The sequence below is a fragment of the Streptomyces roseofulvus genome (assembly GCF_039534915.1).
Classification (GTDB): Bacteria; Actinomycetota; Actinomycetes; order Streptomycetales; family Streptomycetaceae; genus Streptomyces; species Streptomyces roseofulvus.
Map to the genome: position 1 here is coordinate 5211631 of NZ_BAAAWE010000001.1, position 17956 is coordinate 5229586.

General features: G+C 72.4%; 16 protein-coding genes. 9 read left to right on the forward strand and 7 right to left on the reverse strand.

Annotated features, from left to right (window positions below; all coding sequences use genetic code 11):
* The first annotated feature begins 43 nt into the window (after positions 1–43).
* Positions 44–1174 carry a mannosyltransferase family protein gene (locus tag ABFY03_RS24280; protein ID WP_346170839.1) on the forward strand — a complete coding sequence of 377 codons (1131 nt, stop codon included), beginning with the start codon at positions 44–46 and terminating at the stop codon, positions 1172–1174.
* Here ABFY03_RS24280 and ABFY03_RS24285 read toward each other — a convergent pair.
* A complete protein-coding gene (locus ABFY03_RS24285) occupies positions 1135–1539 on the reverse strand; it encodes a DUF192 domain-containing protein (protein ID WP_319012351.1) in 405 nt (134 codons plus the stop codon). The two genes, ABFY03_RS24280 and ABFY03_RS24285, sit on opposite strands and share 40 nt — an antisense overlap.
* A 29-nt stretch (positions 1540–1568) precedes the next feature.
* Between ABFY03_RS24285 and ABFY03_RS24290 the strand changes: the two genes are divergently transcribed.
* Positions 1569–2306 (forward strand): A24 family peptidase, encoded by a 738-nt coding sequence (locus tag ABFY03_RS24290; RefSeq protein WP_319012352.1) that lies wholly within the window; start codon positions 1569–1571, stop codon positions 2304–2306.
* Between the two features lie 341 nt (positions 2307–2647).
* Here the strand turns inward: ABFY03_RS24290 and mgrA are convergent, their stop codons facing one another.
* Entirely contained in the window at positions 2648–3685 is a 1038-nt protein-coding gene (gene mgrA, locus ABFY03_RS24295) for an L-glyceraldehyde 3-phosphate reductase (RefSeq protein ID WP_319012353.1), read from the reverse strand.
* Between the two features lie 129 nt (positions 3686–3814).
* On the opposite strand from mgrA, the gene ABFY03_RS24300 reads away from it, so the two are divergent.
* The 5 genes from ABFY03_RS24300 (at position 3815) to ABFY03_RS24320 (ending at position 9510) form a co-directional block, all read left to right on the forward strand.
* The gene (locus ABFY03_RS24300; RefSeq protein ID WP_319012354.1) at positions 3815–4576 is read left to right on the forward strand and encodes an isoprenyl transferase; all 762 of its coding nucleotides are present in this window, start codon (positions 3815–3817) and stop codon (positions 4574–4576) included.
* A 307-nt stretch (positions 4577–4883) separates the two neighbouring features.
* Positions 4884–6209 (forward strand): RNA 5'-3' helicase PhoH2, encoded by a 1326-nt coding sequence (phoH2, locus tag ABFY03_RS24305; RefSeq protein ID WP_319012355.1) that lies wholly within the window; start codon positions 4884–4886, stop codon positions 6207–6209.
* 391 nt (positions 6210–6600) lie between these two features.
* Positions 6601–7323, forward strand: coding sequence for an aggregation-promoting factor C-terminal-like domain-containing protein (locus tag ABFY03_RS24310; protein WP_319012356.1), 723 nt, complete (start codon positions 6601–6603; stop codon positions 7321–7323).
* A 100-nt stretch (positions 7324–7423) separates the two neighbouring features.
* A complete protein-coding gene (locus ABFY03_RS24315; RefSeq protein ID WP_319012357.1) occupies positions 7424–8833 on the forward strand; it encodes an AI-2E family transporter in 1410 nt (469 codons plus the stop codon).
* A complete protein-coding gene (locus tag ABFY03_RS24320) occupies positions 8830–9510 on the forward strand; it encodes a hypothetical protein (protein WP_319012358.1) in 681 nt (226 codons plus the stop codon). The genes ABFY03_RS24315 and ABFY03_RS24320 overlap by 4 nt, the downstream gene beginning before the upstream one ends.
* Positions 9511–9577: 67 nt before the next feature.
* Here ABFY03_RS24320 and ABFY03_RS24325 read toward each other — a convergent pair whose 3' ends face one another.
* Positions 9578–10111 (reverse strand): alkyl hydroperoxide reductase, encoded by a 534-nt coding sequence (locus ABFY03_RS24325; protein WP_031011298.1) that lies wholly within the window; start codon positions 10109–10111, stop codon positions 9578–9580.
* 2 nt (positions 10112–10113) lie between these two features.
* Complete coding sequence (locus ABFY03_RS24330) at positions 10114–10668, reverse strand: peroxiredoxin (RefSeq protein ID WP_031011300.1); 555 nt, start codon at positions 10666–10668, stop codon at positions 10114–10116.
* Between the two features lie 133 nt (positions 10669–10801).
* Here ABFY03_RS24330 and ABFY03_RS24335 point away from each other — a divergent pair, with 133 nt between their 5' ends.
* Positions 10802–11764: a LysR substrate-binding domain-containing protein gene (locus ABFY03_RS24335; protein ID WP_319012359.1), complete on the forward strand. Its 963-nt coding sequence runs from the start codon at positions 10802–10804 to the stop codon at positions 11762–11764.
* 88 nt (positions 11765–11852) lie between these two features.
* On the opposite strand, the gene ABFY03_RS24340 is transcribed toward ABFY03_RS24335, so the two are convergent.
* From ABFY03_RS24340 to ABFY03_RS24350, 3 genes are read right to left on the reverse strand one after another with little or no spacing between them, the layout of a single operon-like run.
* Positions 11853–14213, reverse strand: coding sequence for an FtsX-like permease family protein (locus tag ABFY03_RS24340; protein WP_386723651.1), 2361 nt, complete (start codon positions 14211–14213; stop codon positions 11853–11855).
* Complete coding sequence (locus ABFY03_RS24345; RefSeq protein WP_346170841.1) at positions 14201–14875, reverse strand: ABC transporter ATP-binding protein; 675 nt, start codon at positions 14873–14875, stop codon at positions 14201–14203. The genes ABFY03_RS24340 and ABFY03_RS24345 overlap by 13 nt, the downstream gene beginning before the upstream one ends.
* A complete protein-coding gene (locus tag ABFY03_RS24350; protein ID WP_319012362.1) occupies positions 14872–15396 on the reverse strand; it encodes a PadR family transcriptional regulator in 525 nt (174 codons plus the stop codon). Before ABFY03_RS24350 ends, ABFY03_RS24345 begins: the two co-directional genes overlap by 4 nt.
* Positions 15397–15669: 273 nt before the next feature.
* Here ABFY03_RS24350 and ABFY03_RS24355 point away from each other — a divergent pair, with 273 nt between their 5' ends.
* Positions 15670–17937 (forward strand): transglycosylase domain-containing protein, encoded by a 2268-nt coding sequence (locus ABFY03_RS24355; protein WP_346170842.1) that lies wholly within the window; start codon positions 15670–15672, stop codon positions 17935–17937.
* Positions 17938–17956 lie beyond the last annotated feature (19 nt).

Consider the following 17956-nt stretch of genomic DNA (forward strand, 5'->3'; position numbering starts at 1 on the left):
CCTCCGGCACCCGGACCGTCCGGCGCCTCGGATAATCGTCCGCATGCCCCCGTCCACCCGCACCACCAGCGCCCCCGGCAGCCGCACGCGCCCCTCCCCGCTTCTGCTCGCCCTCGGCGGTTACGCCGTCACCCGGGTGATCGGGCTCGTCGTGCTCGCCGGGGTCGCGGCCGGGGTCGGGAAGGACGGGTTCCACCGGTTGAGCGGGCGGTGGGACTCGGTCTGGTACGTGCGGATCGCCGAGCACGGGTACGGGTACACGGTCACGCTGCCGAACGGGGACGTCCACTCCGACCTGGCGTTCTTTCCGCTGCTTCCGGCCCTGGAGCGGGTCCTGTCGGCGGTCTCGCCGCTGGACGCCGCTGGTGCCGGGCTGGTGGTCTCCTGGACCGCTTCGGTCGTCGCCGCCTGGGGGATCTTCCGGTGCGGCGAGCACGTCGTCTCGGCCCGGGCCGGGGTGGTGCTGGCGGTGCTGTGGGGCGTGTACCCGACGGCGTTCGTGCAGTCGATGGCGTACACGGAGACCCTGTTCACCGCGTTCGCCGCCTGGTCGCTGTACGCGGTGCTGCGCGGGCGGTGGATCCTCGCCGGGCTGCTCTGCGCGGGCGCCGGACTCACCCGGCCCACGGCCGCCGCGCTGGTCGCCGCCCTCGGCGTCACCGCCCTCGTGACCCTGGTCCGGGACCGGCGGCTGCCGTGGCGGACGGTGGCCGGGGTGCTGCTCGCGCCGCTCGGCTGGCTCGGGTACGTCGTGTACGTCGGCGTCCGCGAGTCGAGCGCCACCGCGTACGTCGAGGTGCAGGCCGCCTGGGGGAACTCCGTCGACGGCGGCGTCGCCCTCGCCCGCTTCGTCGCCGCGCTGCCCCGGCCCGCAGCGCTCGGCCTCTGCGCGGCCCTCGCGCTTCTGGCCTGGCTGGTCGTGCTGTGCGTGCGGCAGCGCCAGCCGCTGCCGCTGCTCCTCTACACGGTCGGCGTCGTCGTGCTGTCGCTCGTCGGCGCCGCGTACTTCGGCTCCCGGCCGCGCCTGATGATGCCCGCCTTCGGACTGCTGCTGCCGCCCGCCGCCGCGCTCGCCCGCCTCCGCACCCGCACCACCGCCACCGTCCTCGCCGTGCTCGCCCTGGCCTCCGCCGGCTACGGCGCCTTCACGCTGCTGGGATCCGGGCCGCCCTGACCGGGTGCCGGTCCGGCCGTCACCGTCAGCCGCGTCCCCACCCGCAGCCCCCAGCCCGCCATCGCGCCCGCCTCCGCCTCCAGCACGTGCCGGGCGCGGAACCGGAGCGCCCCGAGCCGGCCCGGGCGCATCGTGACGACGGAGAGCACCCGCAGCTCCCGGTCCAGATGGGCGACGTCGATGGGGAAGCCCATGCCGAAGGTGTGCACGCTGTTCGCCGGGGTCAGCAGCATCGCCCCCGCGATCCCGTCCCGGCCCAGCAGCCCGCGCCGCCGCGCCCGGTACGAGGCCGCGATCTCCACCGGTACCGCCGCGCCGCCCGGCACCGCCAGCGTGCCCGTCCCGTCCCGCCAACTCCGCCCCATGCGCCCGACCTTAGACCTAAGGTCAGGCCGTGTACCCGTCGCTGATCGTGCTCGCCGCCCTGTGGGGCGCCGCCGTCGGGCTGCTCGTGCCGCGGGCCGCGTACCGGCTCTCCGTGCAGCCCGATGAGCCCTGGCGGGAGCGGTGTCCCGCGGGGCACCGGCTCGTCGGTCCGGCCGGCGGCTGGCTGGGCGGGCCCGGCCGGGCCGGGTGCGCGACGACGCCCGCGCCGTTCGCCGTGCCGGTGCTGACCGCGCTGGTCTGCGCGCTGCTCGCCGCCGCCACCGGCGGGCCCCGGCCCGAGCTCGCCGTCTGGCTGCTCGCCGCGCCCTTCGGCGTCCTGCTGGGCTGTGTCGACGTCCGGGTGCAGCGGCTGCCGGACGGGCTGACCCTGCCGCTCGCGGTCGCCGTGCCGCTGCTGCTGGGGGCCGCCGAACTCCTCCCGTACGACGCCGGGTCCTGGACCGACGCCCTGCTCGGCGCGGCCGCGCTCGGCGGCGGCTATCTCGCGCTGCACCTCATCAGCCCGCAGGGCCTCGGCTTCGGCGACGTGAAGCTCGCCCTGCCGCTGGGCGCCGCCCTCGGCTGGTACGGCTGGGGCGTGCTCTTCACCGGCGCCTTCCTGGGCTTCCTGCTCGGCGCGGGATACGGCTTCGGGCGGGTCCTCCTCGGCCGCGCGGGCCGCTCCTCCGCGATCCCGTTCGGCCCCTTCATGCTCTCCGGCGCCCTGCTCGGCCTGGCCCTCGGTGCCTTCACCGCCCTGCCCTGAACACACCCGGCGCCGCCGCGGGCGGCGCGGCTCCGCAGCGCCACCGGGCCGTCGCGGAGTGCCACGCCACCCGCGTCCACCAGGCCGGTCGTCAATGCCGGGCGTTCCCCCGTCGGAGGGACGGAACTCCGCCGCCACGCCGGGGCGCAAACCCGCCACAGGGGCCCGGAGCCCTTGGGGCGCTTGGGATCCGGGGAAATCCGGCCGCTTCGTTCGGCGCACGTGGCGCGCGACCCGACTTACGAAGGGTTATGGTGGAACCCCCCCCTCGGGCCGGTCCGTATCCCCCCCCCCACGGACCGGCCCGTTTTCTTTTTGCCGCCCTCAGGCGCCGGGGGAGGTCAGCCCCGGCCCGCCCAGATGTTGGTGCCGGCGGTGTCGACGGCGAAGGAGTCGATCTCCTTCAGCTCCGCGTCCGTGAGCGGCGCGGAGGCCAGCGCCGCCACGTTCTCCTCCAGCTGCGCGACGCTCGACGCGCCGATCAGGGCCGAGGTCATCCGCGGGTCGCGCAGCACCCACTTCAGCGCCAGCTGGGCCAGCGACTGCCCGCGCCGCTCGGCGATGTCCGCCAGGCCGTGCAGCCGGCGCAGCACCTCGTCGGAGAGCAGGCCCGGGTCGAGGGACTTGCCCTGGGTGGCGCGGGAGCCCTCCGGGATGCCCTTCAGGTACTTGCCGGTCAGCAGGCCCTGGGCCAGCGGCACGAAGGAGATGCAGCCCATGCCGGCCGTCTCCAGGGTGTCGAGCAGCCCGTCGTCCTCGATCCAGCGGTTGATCATCGAGTACGAGGGCTGGTGGATCAGGGCCGGGACGCCCATCTCCCGCAGGAGCCGCGCGGCCTCGGCGGTCTGCTCCGCGTTGTACGAGGAGACGCCGACGTACAGCGCCTTGCCCTGCTGGACCGCGGAGGCGAGCGCCCCCATGGTCTCCTCCAGCGGGGTCTCCGGGTCGAAGCGGTGCGAGTAGAAGATGTCGACGTAGTCGAGGCCCATCCGGTTCAGGGAGGCGTCGAGCGACGACAGCAGGTACTTGCGGGAGCCCCACTCGCCGTACGGGCCGGGGTGCATCTCGTACCCCGCCTTGGTCGAGACGATCAGCTCGTCCCGGTAGGGCGCGAAGTCCTGGGCGAAGATCTTGCCGAAGTTCAGCTCGGCCGAGCCGGGCGGCGGACCGTAGTTGTTCGCCAGGTCGAAGTGGGTGACGCCGAGGTCGAAGGCGCGGCGCAGGATCGCCCGCTGCGAGTCGAGCGTGCGGTCGTCGCCGAAGTTGTGCCAGAGGCCGAGGGAGACGGCGGGGAGCTTGAGCCCGCTGCGGCCCGAGCGCCGGTACTCCATGGAGTCGTAGCGCTCCGCGGCTGCGCGGTAGAGGGGGGATTCAGTCACATATCTCTGCTTATCACGGACCTGTGACAGAGCCGTACGGAGTTGTGACGCTCCCGGACTGGGACCCTTCATCCGGCCGCAGTAGTGTGGCGGCTTGCGAACCGCCCGCCCATGGAGGGGTAAAGAACAGTGAACCTGCGCGACCTGGTGTACGGGCTCTACGCACGCCGGGTGGAAGGCCGTCTCGACCACGACCAGGTGCCCAAGCACATCGGCGTCATCCTCGACGGCAACCGTCGCTGGGCCAAGGCGTCCGGCGGGACGCCCGAGCAGGGACACAAGGCAGGCGCGGACAAGATCCAGGAGCTCCTCGGCTGGTGCGCCGAGACGGACGTCGAGGTCGTCACGCTCTGGATGCTCTCCACGGACAACCTGAACCGCCCCGAGGAGCAGCTCGTCCCGCTGCTCGGCATCATCGAGAACGCCGTGCGCGCGCTGGCCGCCGACGGCCGCTGGCGGGTGCACCACGTCGGCACCATGGACCTGCTGCCGGGCAGGACCCAGACGGTCCTCAAGGAGGCCGAGGAGGCCACCCGCACCAACACCGGGATACTGGTCAACGTGGCCGTCGGCTACGGCGGCCGGCAGGAGATCGCGGACGCGGTCCGCTCGCTCCTCCTCGACCACGCCGAGCGCGGCACCAGCTTCGAGGAGCTGGCCGAGACCGTCTCCATCGACCTCATCTCGGAGCACCTGTACACGCGCGGGCAGCCCGACCCGGACCTGGTCATCCGCACCAGCGGCGAGCAGCGCCTGTCCGGATTCATGCTGTGGCAGAGCGCGCACTCCGAGTACTACTTCTGCGAGGTCCACTGGCCGGCCTTCCGCAAGGTCGACTTCCTGCGGGCGCTGCGCGACTACGCCGCCCGGCACCGGCGCTACGGCACCTGAGTCCACCCCCCCTCCGCGCGGAACGGGGGCCCGGGGGAGTCACCGGACGTTCATGAACACGCCGTCATATGCCGTGGCATGGCGAGCGGTGTTCGAGGGCATAAGCCTGGTGAAGTGAGCGGCACGGAGACCGCCACCCGGGAGGCCCCTTGCACCAGGACGACCGTGCGGGACACGCACGGGAGAAGCGGAGGGCCGGTGTTCGGCCCGCGCTCGGCGGTCCGATCCCGGTCCCATTCCGCCGCGACAACGGTGATTCCGTCGCACCCCGGCCTTTTTCGGGTCTTCAGAGGGGGTCTGTCCTTCCGTGGTGACCAGCACGAAGCGCCGTCTTTCCGACCGGCGCACCTATGTTCTCGACACCAGCGTCCTGCTCGCCGACCCCAAGGCGATGTCCCGCTTCGAGGAGCACGAGGTCGTGCTCCCCATCGTGGTGGTGACCGAGCTGGAGGCGAAGCGGCACCACCCCGAGCTGGGCTACTTCGCCCGGCAGGCGCTGCGCCTGCTGGACGACTTCCGGGTCCGGTACGGCCGCCTGGACGCCCCCCTGCCCATCGGGGACCTGGGCGGCACGCTGCGCGTCGAGCTCAACCACTCCGACCCCGGTGTCCTGCCGGCCGGCTACCGGCTCGGCGACAACGATTCCCGGATCCTCGCCGTCGCGCGCAACCTCCAGGCGGAGGGGTACGACGTCACCGTCGTCTCCAAGGACCTGCCCCTGCGCATCAAGGCGTCCTCGGTGGGCCTGCTCGCCGAGGAGTACCGCGCCGAACTCGCCATCACGGACGCCAACGGGTGGACCGGGATGTCGGAGCTGAGCCTCTCCGCCGAGCAGATCGACCTCCTCTACGACCAGGAGCGGCTGTACGTGCCGGAGGCGTCCGAGCTGCCCGTGCACACCGGCCTGGTGCTCCAGTCGGAGCGCGGCAAGGCGCTCGGCCGGGTCGGCGCCGACGGGAACGTGCGGCTCGTCCGCGGCGACCGGGAGGCGTTCGGGATCCGGGGCCGCAGCGCCGAGCAGCGGATCGCGCTCGACCTGCTGCTCGACCCGGAGGTCGGCATCATCTCGATGGGCGGCCGGGCCGGCACCGGCAAGTCGGCGCTGGCGCTCTGCGCGGGCCTGGAGGCGGTCCTGGAGCGCCGTCAGCACCAGAAGGTGATGGTCTTCCGTCCGCTGTACGCGGTCGGCGGCCAGGACCTCGGCTATCTGCCGGGCAGCGAGTCCGAGAAGATGAGCCCCTGGGCGCAGGCGGTCTTCGACACGCTGTCGTCGGTCGCCGGCCGCGAGGTGATCGAGGAGGTGCTGTCCCGGGGGATGCTGGAGGTCCTTCCGCTCACCCACATCCGGGGCCGCTCGCTCCACGACGCCTTCGTCATCGTCGACGAGGCCCAGTCCCTGGAGCGGAACGTCCTGTTGACCGTTCTGTCCCGTATCGGGGCGAATTCGCGGGTGGTGCTCACCCATGACGTGGCCCAGCGGGACAACCTGCGGGTGGGGCGGTACGACGGAGTCGTCGCCGTGGTCGAGAAGCTGAAGGGGCATCCGCTCTTCGCGCACGTCACGCTGACCCGCTCGGAGCGGTCCCCGATCGCGGCCCTGGTCACCGAGATGCTGGAGGACGGCCACCTGTAAGCCCGTTTCGTACCCTTTCACTCCCGTACGGGAGTTGGCGCCGCCCGGCGAAGCGCAGGAGCTTAGCCGGGCGGCGCCCCCGTGTCCGCAACATCCGTCAAAACACCTGCGCCCAACGAGGTGTGAGCTTTCACACGCAACACGGAATTGCCTTGCGGCGTCCGCGTCCGGCAGAGTCTTGCTTCCGTCAGGCCCCGCATACGGCACCCGTGCACCTTCGAGCGTTCGAAGAGGCACACCGCAGCACCGCACAACTCCACAGCCGACGCCGTATGCCGCCCACAGCACCACGGGCCCGTGTCTTCTGTGACCCGGTACGACGAAGACCAGCGCCAGGGGCACGATTTCGCCCGCGTGGTCACCGCTGCGGGCGATGCTGGAAGGAAACCGTGTGAGCCGGATCTCGGTCCGGGGATTCGCGGTGGCGTCTGCCACTGCGGTCACCACCGTCGGCGCCGTCGTCGGAGTTGCCACGGGCAACGCCGCCCAGGCCACTTCGGACGACAACTTCGAGGCCACCGCGGCCGACACCACCCTGCTCGCGGACATCCCCGCGGGCTCCCAGGCGCAGGTGCAGGTCGCCTCCCTGGCGGAGCAGGCCGACGTCCAGGCCGCCGCCGCGGACGCCACCGCGCGCAGGAGCGCCGAGGAGGCCGCCCGCCTCAAGGCCGCCGAGGACGCCGAGGCGAAGAAGAAGGCCGCCGACGAGAAGGCCGAGCAGGAGAAGAAGGAGCGCGAGGAGCGGGAGGCCCGCGAGGAGGCCGAGCGCGCCAGCCGCGAGGCCGTCCGCGACGCGTCGAGCTTCTCCGCCCAGGGCTCGTACTCCATCTCCGAGGTCAAGGCGATCGCCCGCCAGATGATCCCGGAATCCCAGTTCCAGTGCTTCAGCAACATCGTGGACCACGAGTCCGGCTGGAACTACCGGGCGACGAACCCGTCCTCCGGTGCCTACGGTCTCGTCCAGGCGCTGCCGGGCAGCAAGATGTCCTCGGCCGGCGCCGACTGGCAGACCAACCCCGCCACCCAGATCAAGTGGGGCCTCAGCTACATGAACGGCCGGTACGGCAGCCCCTGCGGCGCCTGGTCGTTCTGGCAGGCCAACCGCTGGTACTAGACCGGCGAGCGCTCAACCCCGGGAAGCCCCGCACCGTCCTACGGTGCGGGGCTTCCTGCGTGTAGGTTGCCAGGGACCGAACGGGGGGAAGAGGGACGAGATGTCGAGACTGCCAGGCTGGCTGAACCGACTGGGCGAGGGCATCAGCCGCATCGGAAGCGAACTGCACGCCCGGCGCGCCGAGGCCGAGCGGGCCGCGTCGGCCGGACCGCCGTACGAGCGGCCGCCGGTGACGCCGGGTCCGGAGACCGCGCCGCCGGCCGCCGCGCCCGCCGAGGGACCCGCCGCCGCACCCGCCGCCGTCGCCGAGGGCCGTACCGTCCCCGCCCCGCCGGCCTACGCCCCGGCCGTCCCCGCCCGGCCCGACCCGGTCGCCGCCATCCCGTGGGGGCTGCGGGTCGCCGGCGAGGCCGGCTGGCGGCTGCTCGTCCTCGCCGGCACCGTCTGGGTGCTGATGCGGGTCATCAGCTCCGTGCAGCTCGTCGTCCTCGCCTTCGTGGCCGCCCTCCTGGTGACCGCGCTGCTCCAGCCGACCGTCGCCCGGCTGCGGGGCATGGGCGTGCCGCGCGGGCTCGCCACCGCCATCACCGCCATCTCCGGCTTCGTCGTGATGGGCCTGGTCGGCTGGTTCGTGGTGTGGCAGGTGATGGACAACATCGACAACCTCACCGACCGGGTCAGGGACGGCATCGAGGAGCTCAAGCGCTGGCTCCTGGACAGCCCGTTCCACGTGACCGAGCGCCAGATCAACGACATCGCCAAGAACCTCAGCGACACCATCGGCGCCAACGCCGAGCAGATCACCTCCGCCGGACTCCAGGGCGTGACCGTGATCGTCGAGACCATGACCGGCATCCTGCTCGCCATGTTCTCCACCCTCTTCCTGCTGTACGACGGGAAGAAGGTCTGGGAGTGGACGCTCAAGCTCGTCCCCGCGCAGGCCAGGCCCGGCGTCGCCGGCGCCGGTCCGCGCGCCTGGCGCACCCTCACCGCCTATGTGCGCGGCACCGTCCTGGTCGCCCTCATCGACGCCGTCTTCATCGGCCTCGGCCTCTACTTCCTCGACGTGCCGATGGCGGTCCCGCTCGCCGTCTTCATCTTCCTCTTCGCCTTCATCCCGCTGGTCGGCGCCGTCATCTCCGGCGCCCTGGCGGTGCTGGTCGCCCTCGTCACCAACGGCGTGTTCACCGCGCTGATGGTGCTCGTGGTCGTCCTGGCGGTGCAGCAGATCGAGGGGCACGTCCTCCAGCCGTTCATCCTCGGCCGGGCCGTCCGCGTCCACCCGCTGGCCGTCGTCCTCGCGGTCGCCGCCGGCGGGCTGACCGCCGGCATCGGCGGCGCCGTCGTCGCCGTCCCGCTCGTCGCGGTCGCCAACACCGTCGTCGGCTACCTGAAGGCGTGGAGTCACGAACCGGGGCTGCTCACCTCTCCCGAGCCGCGCGGGGCGACCGCCTTCGAGGTGGCGCCCACCCCGGCGCCCGGCTCGCCCGAGGGGAAGGGCAAGGCGTGATATCCGAACCGGAGCTGGAGGGCGGCGCCCCCTACGCCACCGTCGAGGTGCTGACCGAGGAGCGGGAGCGCACGCCCCGCCCGCCCCGGGGCCGTGCGCCCTGGCTGTGGGCGGTCGGCGGCGCGGTGGTCGCCTCGGCGGTGTGGGGGGCCGGGCTGTACGCCCACGGGCTCGTCCGGTCGGAGCCGGGAGTGGACCTGGGCGGGTACGAAGAGGTCGACGACCTGTGCGTGCTGGCCGAGCTGAAGGGCATGGGCGCCGTCCTCGGCGAGCGCATCGCCGACGCGACCAATCCCGACCTGGACGATCCGGCGCTGCAGCGGCGGTCCTGCACGGTCGCCTTCGGCGAGGGCGAGCGGGAGCAGAGCGTCAACATCACCTACACCCTGCACAAGCTGACCGACCCCGGGCCCGAGTTCGCGGCGCTGGCCAAGGGCTTCGACCTGATGGAGCCGATCGGCGGCGTCGGCGAGCAGGCGTTCTTCGGCGACGCGGGCGAGGACGGCGGGGTCCTGCGGGTGCTCGACGGCCAGGCCGTGCTGGAGCTCGACGTGTACCGGACCCACTACGAGACCGAGGACGGGGAGATCGTCCAGCGCGGAGCGCCCGACCTCTCCGGGGTCGACGTGCCGCTCACCCAGGACGCCCTGGCGCTGATGGCGGCGCTCAAGAAGTAGCCGTGGGCATGGGGAAGGGCCCCGGAGCGCGTGCTCCGGGGCCCTTCCTCCGTACGTCGGCCGACGCCTACTCGGCGAGGACGGCCTCCGCGTCCAGGGTGACGGCGACCGCCTGGATCACCGCGGCGATCTTGAACGCCTCCTGGATCGTCTCGCGGTCGACACCGGCCTTGCGCAGGACCTGCTCGTGCGAGTCCAGGCACTGGCCGCAGCCGTTGATCGCGGAGACGGCGAGCGACCAGAGCTCGAAGTCGACCTTCTCGACGCCCGGGTTGCCGATGACGTTCATCCGCAGGCCGGCCCGCATCGTCCCGTACTCGGGGTCCGACAGCAGGTGCCGGGTCCGGTAGAAGACGTTGTTCATGGCCATGATGGCGGCGGCGGACTTGGCGGCCTGGTACGCCTCGGGCTTCAGGTTCGCCTGGGCCTCGGGCTCCAGCTCCTTCAGCACCTTCGGCGAGCGCGAGGCGATCGCGCAGGCCAGCACCGTGCCCCACAGCTGCTGCTGCGGGAGGTCGCTGTTGCCGATGACCGAGCCGAGGTTCAGCTTCAGGTCCTTGGCGAAGTCCGGTATGGCGGCCTTCAGCTCATCGAGCGCCATGGTCACTCACCGGCCAGGAGCTTGCCGGCGTCGAGGGTGTCCTCGCCCTTGTTCCAGTTGCAGGGGCAGAGCTCGTCGGTCTGCAGGGCGTCGAGGACCCGCAGGACCTCCTTGGGGTTACGGCCCACGGAACCAGCGGTCACCATGGTGAACTGGATCTCGTTGTTCGGGTCCACGATGAAGACGGCGCGCTGGGCGAAGCCGTCCTCGCCCTCGACGCCGCAGTCGCGCATGAGCTCGTGCTTCGAGTCGGCGAGCATCGGGAAGGGCAGGTCACGCAGGTCCGCGTGGTCCTTGCGCCAGGCGTGGTGGACGAACTCGGAGTCGCCGGAGACGCCGAGGATCTGGGCGTCACGGTCGGCGAACTCGTCGTTCAGCTTGCCGAACGCGGCGATCTCGGTCGGGCAGACGAAGGTGAAGTCCTTCGGCCAGAAGAACACCACGCGCCACTTGCCCTCGTAGGACTTGTGGTCGATCTGCGCGAACTCCTTGCCGCTCTCCAGCGACACGCAGGCGGTCAGGTCGTAGGTGGGGAACTGGTCACCGACAGTGAGCACACGCTCTCCTTGCGAGACGGAAGGGTCCCTTTTGGGGGCTTCCATGAGGGGTTGGACGGATCACAGCATGGCACGCAGTGCATTGATCAGGGAAATAGCTAGAGTGGGTCGTGTTGATCGAAGGTGGTTATCAGTGGCATCCCCGTACACCCCCCAGCGCGCCAAGCAGCCCAGCCTCTCCCAGCTCAGGGCCTTCGCGGCGGTCGCCGAGCATCTGCACTTCCGGGACGCGGCAGCCGCCATCGGCATGAGCCAGCCCGCGCTCTCGGGCGCGGTTTCGGCACTCGAAGAGGCACTCGGTGTCCAGCTGCTGGAGCGGACCACCCGCAAGGTGCTGCTGTCGCCCGCCGGCGAGCGCCTCGCGGTCCGCGCCCGGGCCGTCCTCGACGCCGTCGCCGAGCTGATGGAGGAGGCCGAGGGCGCCCGCGCCCCCTTCACCGGCGTGCTCCGCCTCGGCGTCATCCCGACCGTCGCCCCCTATCTGCTGCCGGCCGTGCTGCGGCTGACCCACCGCCGCTACCCGGAGCTCGACCTCCAGGTCCACGAGGAGCAGACCTCCTCGCTCCTGGAGGGCCTCGCCGCCGGCCGCCTCGACCTGCTGCTCCTCGCCGTGCCGCTCGGCGTCCCCGGTGTCACCGAACTCCCGCTCTTCGACGAGGACTTCGTGCTGGTCACCGAGGAGGGGCACCCGCTGGCCGGCCGGGACGACATCCCCCGCGAGGCGTTGCGGGAGCTGCGGCTGCTGCTGCTCGACGAGGGGCACTGCCTGCGCGACCAGGCCCTCGACGTGTGCCGTGAGGCCGGGCGCGCGGACGGCGCCGAGGTCACCACCACCGCGGCCGGCCTGTCGACCCTGGTCCAGCTGGTCGCCGGCGGGCTCGGCGTGACCCTGCTGCCGCGCACCGCCGTCACCGTCGAGACCGCCCGCGACCCCGCCCTGCGCACCGGCTCCTTCACCGCCCCGGCCCCCACCCGCCGGGTCGCCCTCGCGATGCGGTCCGGCGCGGCCCGCCAGGCCGAGTTCGAGGAGCTGGCCGAGGCGCTGCGCGAGGAGCTGGCGGCGCTTCCCGTACGGGTGCTCGGCCCGGACGCCTGACCGCACGCGGGCGCGGGCTCCCGGCGCCCCCCGACGCCGGGAACCCGCGCCCCGTCCCTCCATCCGCCTCGTACATCCGCCCGACGGGTTACTCCGTGCGCAGCCCGTCCGCGCGCATCAGCCGCCACAGCAGCGGCAGGCTCAGCAGCGTCACCGCGGCGATGAGGCCGGCGCCGATGCCGACGATCGGGAGGAAGACCGTCCAGTCGCGCACCCGCTGCTCCGTCATCGCGAGCAGCACCGAGCCGAGGCCCAGACCGCCGGCCACCGCGAGGGCGAGGCCGACGGCGATCGGCACCGCCGTCTGCCACAGCACCGACCAGCACAGGGTCGTGCGGCGGGTGCCGAAGGCGACCAGCGAGGAGAGCAGGCGCTTGCGGTCCCGCAGCTGCTCCATGGTCGTGACCAGCAGGGAGGCCGCCACCAGCAGCATCGTCAGGGTCGAGCCGACGAGGATGCCGGTGCGGACGCTGAGGAAGCGGGCGCTCTGCTCGGTGTCGCTGAGCCCGCGGACGTTCGCGGTCGGGTCGACCTCCAGGGAGGCGTTCCGTACCAGCTCGGGGGCGTCCGGCCGGGCCGGGTCGAGCCGGACCATCACCTCGGCCCGCGGGTGTTCCAGGCGGGCCGCGTCGATCGCCTTCGGGGTGGCGAGCAGCCCGTAGTGGTTCATTCCGGCCGGGTCCGGGCGGGCCGTCACGGTCCGGGTGTCGCCGGGGACCCGCCACAGCGGCATGGCGCCCTTGTGCTCCCCGGGGTCGCGGAGCGCGACCTGGGCGCCGGGGCGGGCCGTCTTCGCGATCCACCCGTCGTCGGGGGCGTCGGTGGCGCCCGGCTTCGGCCTGACCACGAAGACGTCCCCGTCCGCGCAGGACGGCAGCGTGGCGTACTCGCGGAGCGAGGCGCAGTCGCCGACGGCGATCGGGGTGAGCGGCGCGAAGTCCTCGCCGGGCCGCAGCGGGCCGGGCCGGAAGACGTGCGAGTCGATCGTGCCGATCGCCGCGACGACGCCGTCGACGGCCGTCAGCCGGTCGATCGCCCGGCCGGCCTCGCCGCCGTCCCGCACGTCCAGGCTCGCCTGCAGGTGGGCCCGGGTGGTGTCGTGGCCGGTGGCGGAGGTGAGGTCCCGCTCCATCGCCTGGAAGAGCATCTGGAGCGCGATCGCCCCGGCGGCCGCGACCACGATCCCGCTGACCGCGCGGGCGGCGGTGCCGCTGGACAGCTGGAGCCGGCGCACGGCGAGCTGCCAGGAGACCGGGCCGCCGCGCAGCCGCTTCACCGACGACTCGACCAGCCACGGCAGCAGCCCGGTCAGGCCGATCAGCACGAGGATCGTGCCGCCGCCGATGGTGACGGTGTCGATGCCGGTGTCCTGGATCCCGATGTCGCCGACCGTCGGGGCGAGCAGCGCGGCCCCGGCGGCGAGGATCAGCAGCCGCCACCAGAGCCGGCGGCGGCGCGGGGTGGAGCTCCGCACCACGCCCAGCGGTTCGATGGCCACCCCGCGCAGGGCGAGGAGGGTGACGACGACGGAGGCGACCGGCACCACGGCCAGCACGAGGAGCGCCAGCGCGGTCTGCGGGACGACGTCCGCCGGGAAGGCGTTGACGTCCCAGATCTCCACGCTCCCGGCGAACTGCCGGGCGACCAGGAACAGTCCGGCGCCGAAGACCAGGCCGAGCAGGGCGCCGGCCAGCGACTCGCCGGCCGCGACCCGGCGGGTGGTGGCGTTGTCCGCGCCGACGAGCCGGAGCGCGGCGAGCCGGCGGTCGCGCTGCTCGCCGCCGAAGCGGGCGGCGGTCGCGATGAAGACCAGGACGGGCAGCAGCAGCACGACGTACGCGATGACGACGAGGAGGAGCAGGAAGGCGTTCATCGGCTCCTCGGGCACCGACCAGCCGTAGCGCTCGGCGCGCCCGTCGTAGTTGTCGGTGGTGAGGAAGCCGGCGTGGGCCACGTACCGGAGCTCGTTCGGGCCGATCAGCCCGTCCTGGCCGATCGTGCCGACGGCCTTGTAGGGGAGCCGGTCGCGGAGCAGTGCGCCGTCGGGGGAGGCGAGGAGGTCGGCGAGGGCGGGGGAGACCAGCATCTCGCCCTCGGCGGGCACCCCGGTCGTCCCGGGCGGCGCCGGGGCCTTCGGGCCCTCGGGCCGGATCAGCAGGCCGGTGAGCGGCTCGCTCCGGAAGGAGGTGTGCTGCGTGTAGTGGAGGAAGGTGTCGGGGCGGGGGGTGGTGACCTCGTGGGAGGCGTCGGCGGCGCGGGCCGACTCCCGGACCTCCCGCTGGAAGAGCATGTTCGGCAGCGAGGAGGCGAGCAGGAGCAGGGCCACGCCGAAGCCGACGCCGGCGGCGGTGAGCAGGGTGCGGAGCAGTCCTGAGCGGCCGCCGGTGACGGCGAAGCGGGCGCCGAGGGTCAGGTCGCGGCCCCAGCCGCCCGGGCTCACGCGGCCCACTCGGTGTCGCGGACGGAGCCGTCGCGGACCACGACCTCGCGGTCGGACCAGGCGGCGACGCGGGCCTCGTGGGTGACGAGGACGACGGCGGCGCCGGTGTCCCGGGAGGCGTCGGTGAGCAGCCGCATGACCCGCTCGCCGTTGAGGGAGTCGAGGGCGCCGGTCGGTTCGTCGGCGAAGATCACGCGCGGGGAGCCGACCAGGGCGCGGGCCACGGCGACCCGCTGGCCCTGGCCGCCGGATATCTCGCCGGGGCGCTTGCCCGCGGTGTCGTCGACCTCCAGCCGGGCGAGCCATTCGGCGGCCCGGGCCTCGGCGGCCTTCCGCTTCTCGCCGTTCAGTCGCAGCGGCAGGGCCACGTTCTCCGCGCAGGTCAGCTCGGGGACCAGCTGGCCGAACTGGAAGACGAAGCCGAAGTCGGTGCGGCGCAGGGCGCTGCGGGCGGTGTCGGAGAGGGCGGTGAGGTCGCGCCCGTCGTAGGTGAGGGTGCCGGCGTCGGGGCGGACGATGCCGGCGAGGCAGTGCAGCAGGGTGGACTTGCCGGAGCCGGACGGGCCCATGACGGCGACGACCTCGCCGGCGCGCAGGGCGAAGTCGGCGCCGGAGAGCGCGGGGGTGGGGCCGTACGCCTTGGTGAGGCCCTCGGCACGGAGGAGGGTCATCGGCGGACCTCCTCGGCGAGCCGGTCGAGACGGGCGGCGGTCAGTTCCAGCCAGCGCAGGTCGGCCTCCAGGTGGAAGAGGGCGTGGTCGCAGATGAGCTGGTCGGCGAGGTCACCGTCCTTCTTGCGGCGGGTGAGCTCGCGCATCAGGCGCAGGTGCTCGGCGCGCTGGGTGTCGAGGAGCCCGGCGGCCCCGCGGCCGGTCATCAGGGCGAGGACGACCTTGGTGTAGAGCGTGGACTGGAGGTACGGCTCCGGCTTCTCGGGGGTCGCGAGCCACTGGGCGACGTCGGTGACGCCGGCGTCGGTGATCGCGTACCGCTTGCGCTCGGGGCCGCCGCCGGGCTCGACGCCCTCGACGACGACGAGGCCGTTCTTCAGGAGGCGGGACATCGTCGAGTAGACCTGGCCGTAGTGGAGCGGCCGGTCGTGGCCGAACCGCTCGTCGAAGGCGCGCTTGAGGTCGTAGCCGTGGCGCGGGCCCGTTTCGAGAAGTCCGAGAAGGGTGTGACCGATGGACATGGCGGTCACTGTACACGGCGTGTATACGCGGGGTGTATAGCCAGGTGGCGCGGGCCGGGGGAGGGGCGCACGAAAACGGAACCGGTCCTTCACGCAACCATCACCTCCCCCCGGACGTCGGTTCCCCTGGGGGTGGGTGCTGATTCTCACGTCCTGAAAAGGCGTGATCGGTTGCCCTATGTCCGCACTGTCGGTGTTAGCTTGCTGAGCTGATCCGGCGGGTTCGCCGGGCCAGGGGCGGCGGGACACACGACGAGCGGAGCGACACGACACATGGGCCGACCGGACACGAAGGCGAAGAAACGGGGCATACGCCGCCTCTTCACCTGGAAGAAGGTGCTGGGCACCTTCCTCCTGCTCGGCCTCGTCGGCATCGGCGGCCTCTACACCGTCTACCTGCTGGTCCCCGTGCCCACGGCCAACGCCGAGGCGACCATGCAGAGCAACATCTACAAGTACTCCGACGGCACCATCCTCGCCCGCACCGGCGAGATCAACCGCGAGATCGTCGGCCTGGACAAGATCCCGCTCCCCGTCCAGCACGCCTTCGTCGCCGCCGAGAACAAGACCTTCTACAAGGACAACGGCGTCGACATCAAGGGCACCACCCGCGCCGCCTGGAACACCCTCACCGGCAAGGGCAAGCAGGGCGGCTCGACGATCACCCAGCAGTACGTCAAGAACTTCTACCTGAGCCAGGACCAGACGGCGACCCGCAAGCTCAAGGAGATGGTCATCGCCGTCAAGGTCGACGAGGAGATGAGCAAGAACGACATCCTCGCCGGCTACATCAACACCAGCTACTACGGCCGCTCCGCCTACGGCATCCAGGCCGCCGCCCGCTCGTACTACGGCACCGACGCCGCCAGGCTCACCACCGCCCAGGGCGCCTACCTCGCCTCGCTGCTCCAGGCCCCCAACCAGTACGACTGGACCTCCGCCAGCGCCACCGGCCGCAAGCTCGTCGAGGACCGCTGGAATTACGTCCTCGACAACATGGTCGAGATGGGCTGGCTCCCCGCCGCCGAGCGCGCCGGCCTGAAGTTCCCCGTCCCGCGCGAGCCCAAGCCGCTCCCCGGCATGGAGGGCCAGACCGGCTACATCGTCGAGGCCGCCAACCAGGAGCTGATGCGCCAGGGCGTCAGCGAGGAGGACATCAAGGCCGGCGGCTGGACCTTCACGCTCAACATCGACCGGCAGAAGCAGAAGGACCTCGTCGCCGCCGTCGACAAGCAGCTGGAGGACAAGATCGACCGCAAGGGCGACAAGAAGGCCGCCACCGTGCAGGCCGGCGCCACCTCCGTCGACCCGAAGACCGGCGCGGTCGTCGCGATGTACGGCGGCGTCGGCGCCACCGAGCACTGGATGTCCAACGCCACCCGGCGCGACTACCAGCCCGCCTCCACCTTCAAGCCGATCGTCCTCGCCTCCGCCCTCGACAACGACGCCGAGACCCAGGACGGGCGCGAGATCGGTCTGAACACGATCTACGACGGCACCAGCCGGCGGCCGGTCGTCGGCAGCCCGATCGACTTCGCCCCGGAGAACGAGGACGACCGCTCGTACGGCCCCGTCACCGTCCAGAAGGCCACCAACAGCTCGATCAACTCGGTCTACGCCCAGATGATCGTCGACGTCGGCCCGGAGAAGACCAAGAAGACCGCCCTCGCCCTCGGCATGAAGGACGGCCAGGACTTCGGCGCCACCCCCGCCATGTCGCTCGGCACCATGGGCGCCTCCACCCTCGACATGGCCGGCGCCTACGCGACCCTCGACAACCACGGCAAGAAGGTCAACCCGGCGGTCGTGAGGAGCGCCCAGCACAGCGACCGCCAGGTCGACATGGTCAAGCAGACCGGCGAACAGGTCATCAGCCGCCGGGCCGCCGACACCGTCACCCAGGCCATGACCGGCGTCGTCGCCAACGGCTCCGGCTTCCGCGCCGCCGGCGACTACCAGGCCGCCGGCAAGACCGGCACCTCCGAGAACAACCGCTCCGCCTGGTTCGTCGGCTACACCCCCGAACTGGTCACCGCCGTCGCCCTGTTCGGCGAGGACACCTCCGGCAAGATCGCCGAACAGGTCACCCTCACCGACGCCATCAACCCCGGCCGCGCCAACGGCGGCAAGACGCCCGCCCTCATCTGGGGCGACTACACCGAGCGCGCCCTGAACGGCGGCTCCGACGCGCGGTTCGATCTGGAGACCGAGGAGAACACCGGCGGCTACGGCGAGCCGACCTGGACGACCGGCCCGACCGAGACCGAGGAGCCCACCGAGGAGCCGACGGAGGAGCCCACGACCGCGCCGGCCACCACCGCCACCACCCCGCCGGCCCCGACCACCACGGCGGCCACGACCCCGCCGCCCACCGGGAAGCCCACCACCACCCCGCCGCCGACCCAGGAACCCACCCGGGAACCTACGAACACGGCGACGGTCCAGCCGCCCGACACCGGGCTCACGGACGGCGGTGGCGGCGGAGGCGGCGACGACGAGAACGGCACCACGCCCGGCCTCTCCACCCAGCAGCCCCGCTGACCCCGCGGTCATGACGAAG

What these genes read in the sequence shown, in the direction of transcription:
- ABFY03_RS24280 (WP_346170839.1), top strand. Translation starts at nt 44, where the DNA reads ATGCCCCCGTCCACCCGCACCACCAGCGCCCCCGGCAGCCGCACGCGC.
- ABFY03_RS24285 (WP_319012351.1), bottom strand. Translation starts at nt 1,539, where the DNA reads ATGGGGCGGAGTTGGCGGGACGGGACGGGCACGCTGGCGGTGCCGGGC.
- ABFY03_RS24315 (WP_319012357.1), top strand. Translation starts at nt 7,424, where the DNA reads ATGTCGAGACTGCCAGGCTGGCTGAACCGACTGGGCGAGGGCATCAGC.
- ABFY03_RS24325 (WP_031011298.1), bottom strand. Translation starts at nt 10,111, where the DNA reads ATGGCGCTCGATGAGCTGAAGGCCGCCATACCGGACTTCGCCAAGGAC.
- ABFY03_RS24345 (WP_346170841.1), bottom strand. Translation starts at nt 14,875, where the DNA reads ATGACCCTCCTCCGTGCCGAGGGCCTCACCAAGGCGTACGGCCCCACC.
- ABFY03_RS24350 (WP_319012362.1), bottom strand. Translation starts at nt 15,396, where the DNA reads ATGTCCATCGGTCACACCCTTCTCGGACTTCTCGAAACGGGCCCGCGC.
- ABFY03_RS24355 (WP_346170842.1), top strand. Translation starts at nt 15,670, where the DNA reads ATGGGCCGACCGGACACGAAGGCGAAGAAACGGGGCATACGCCGCCTC.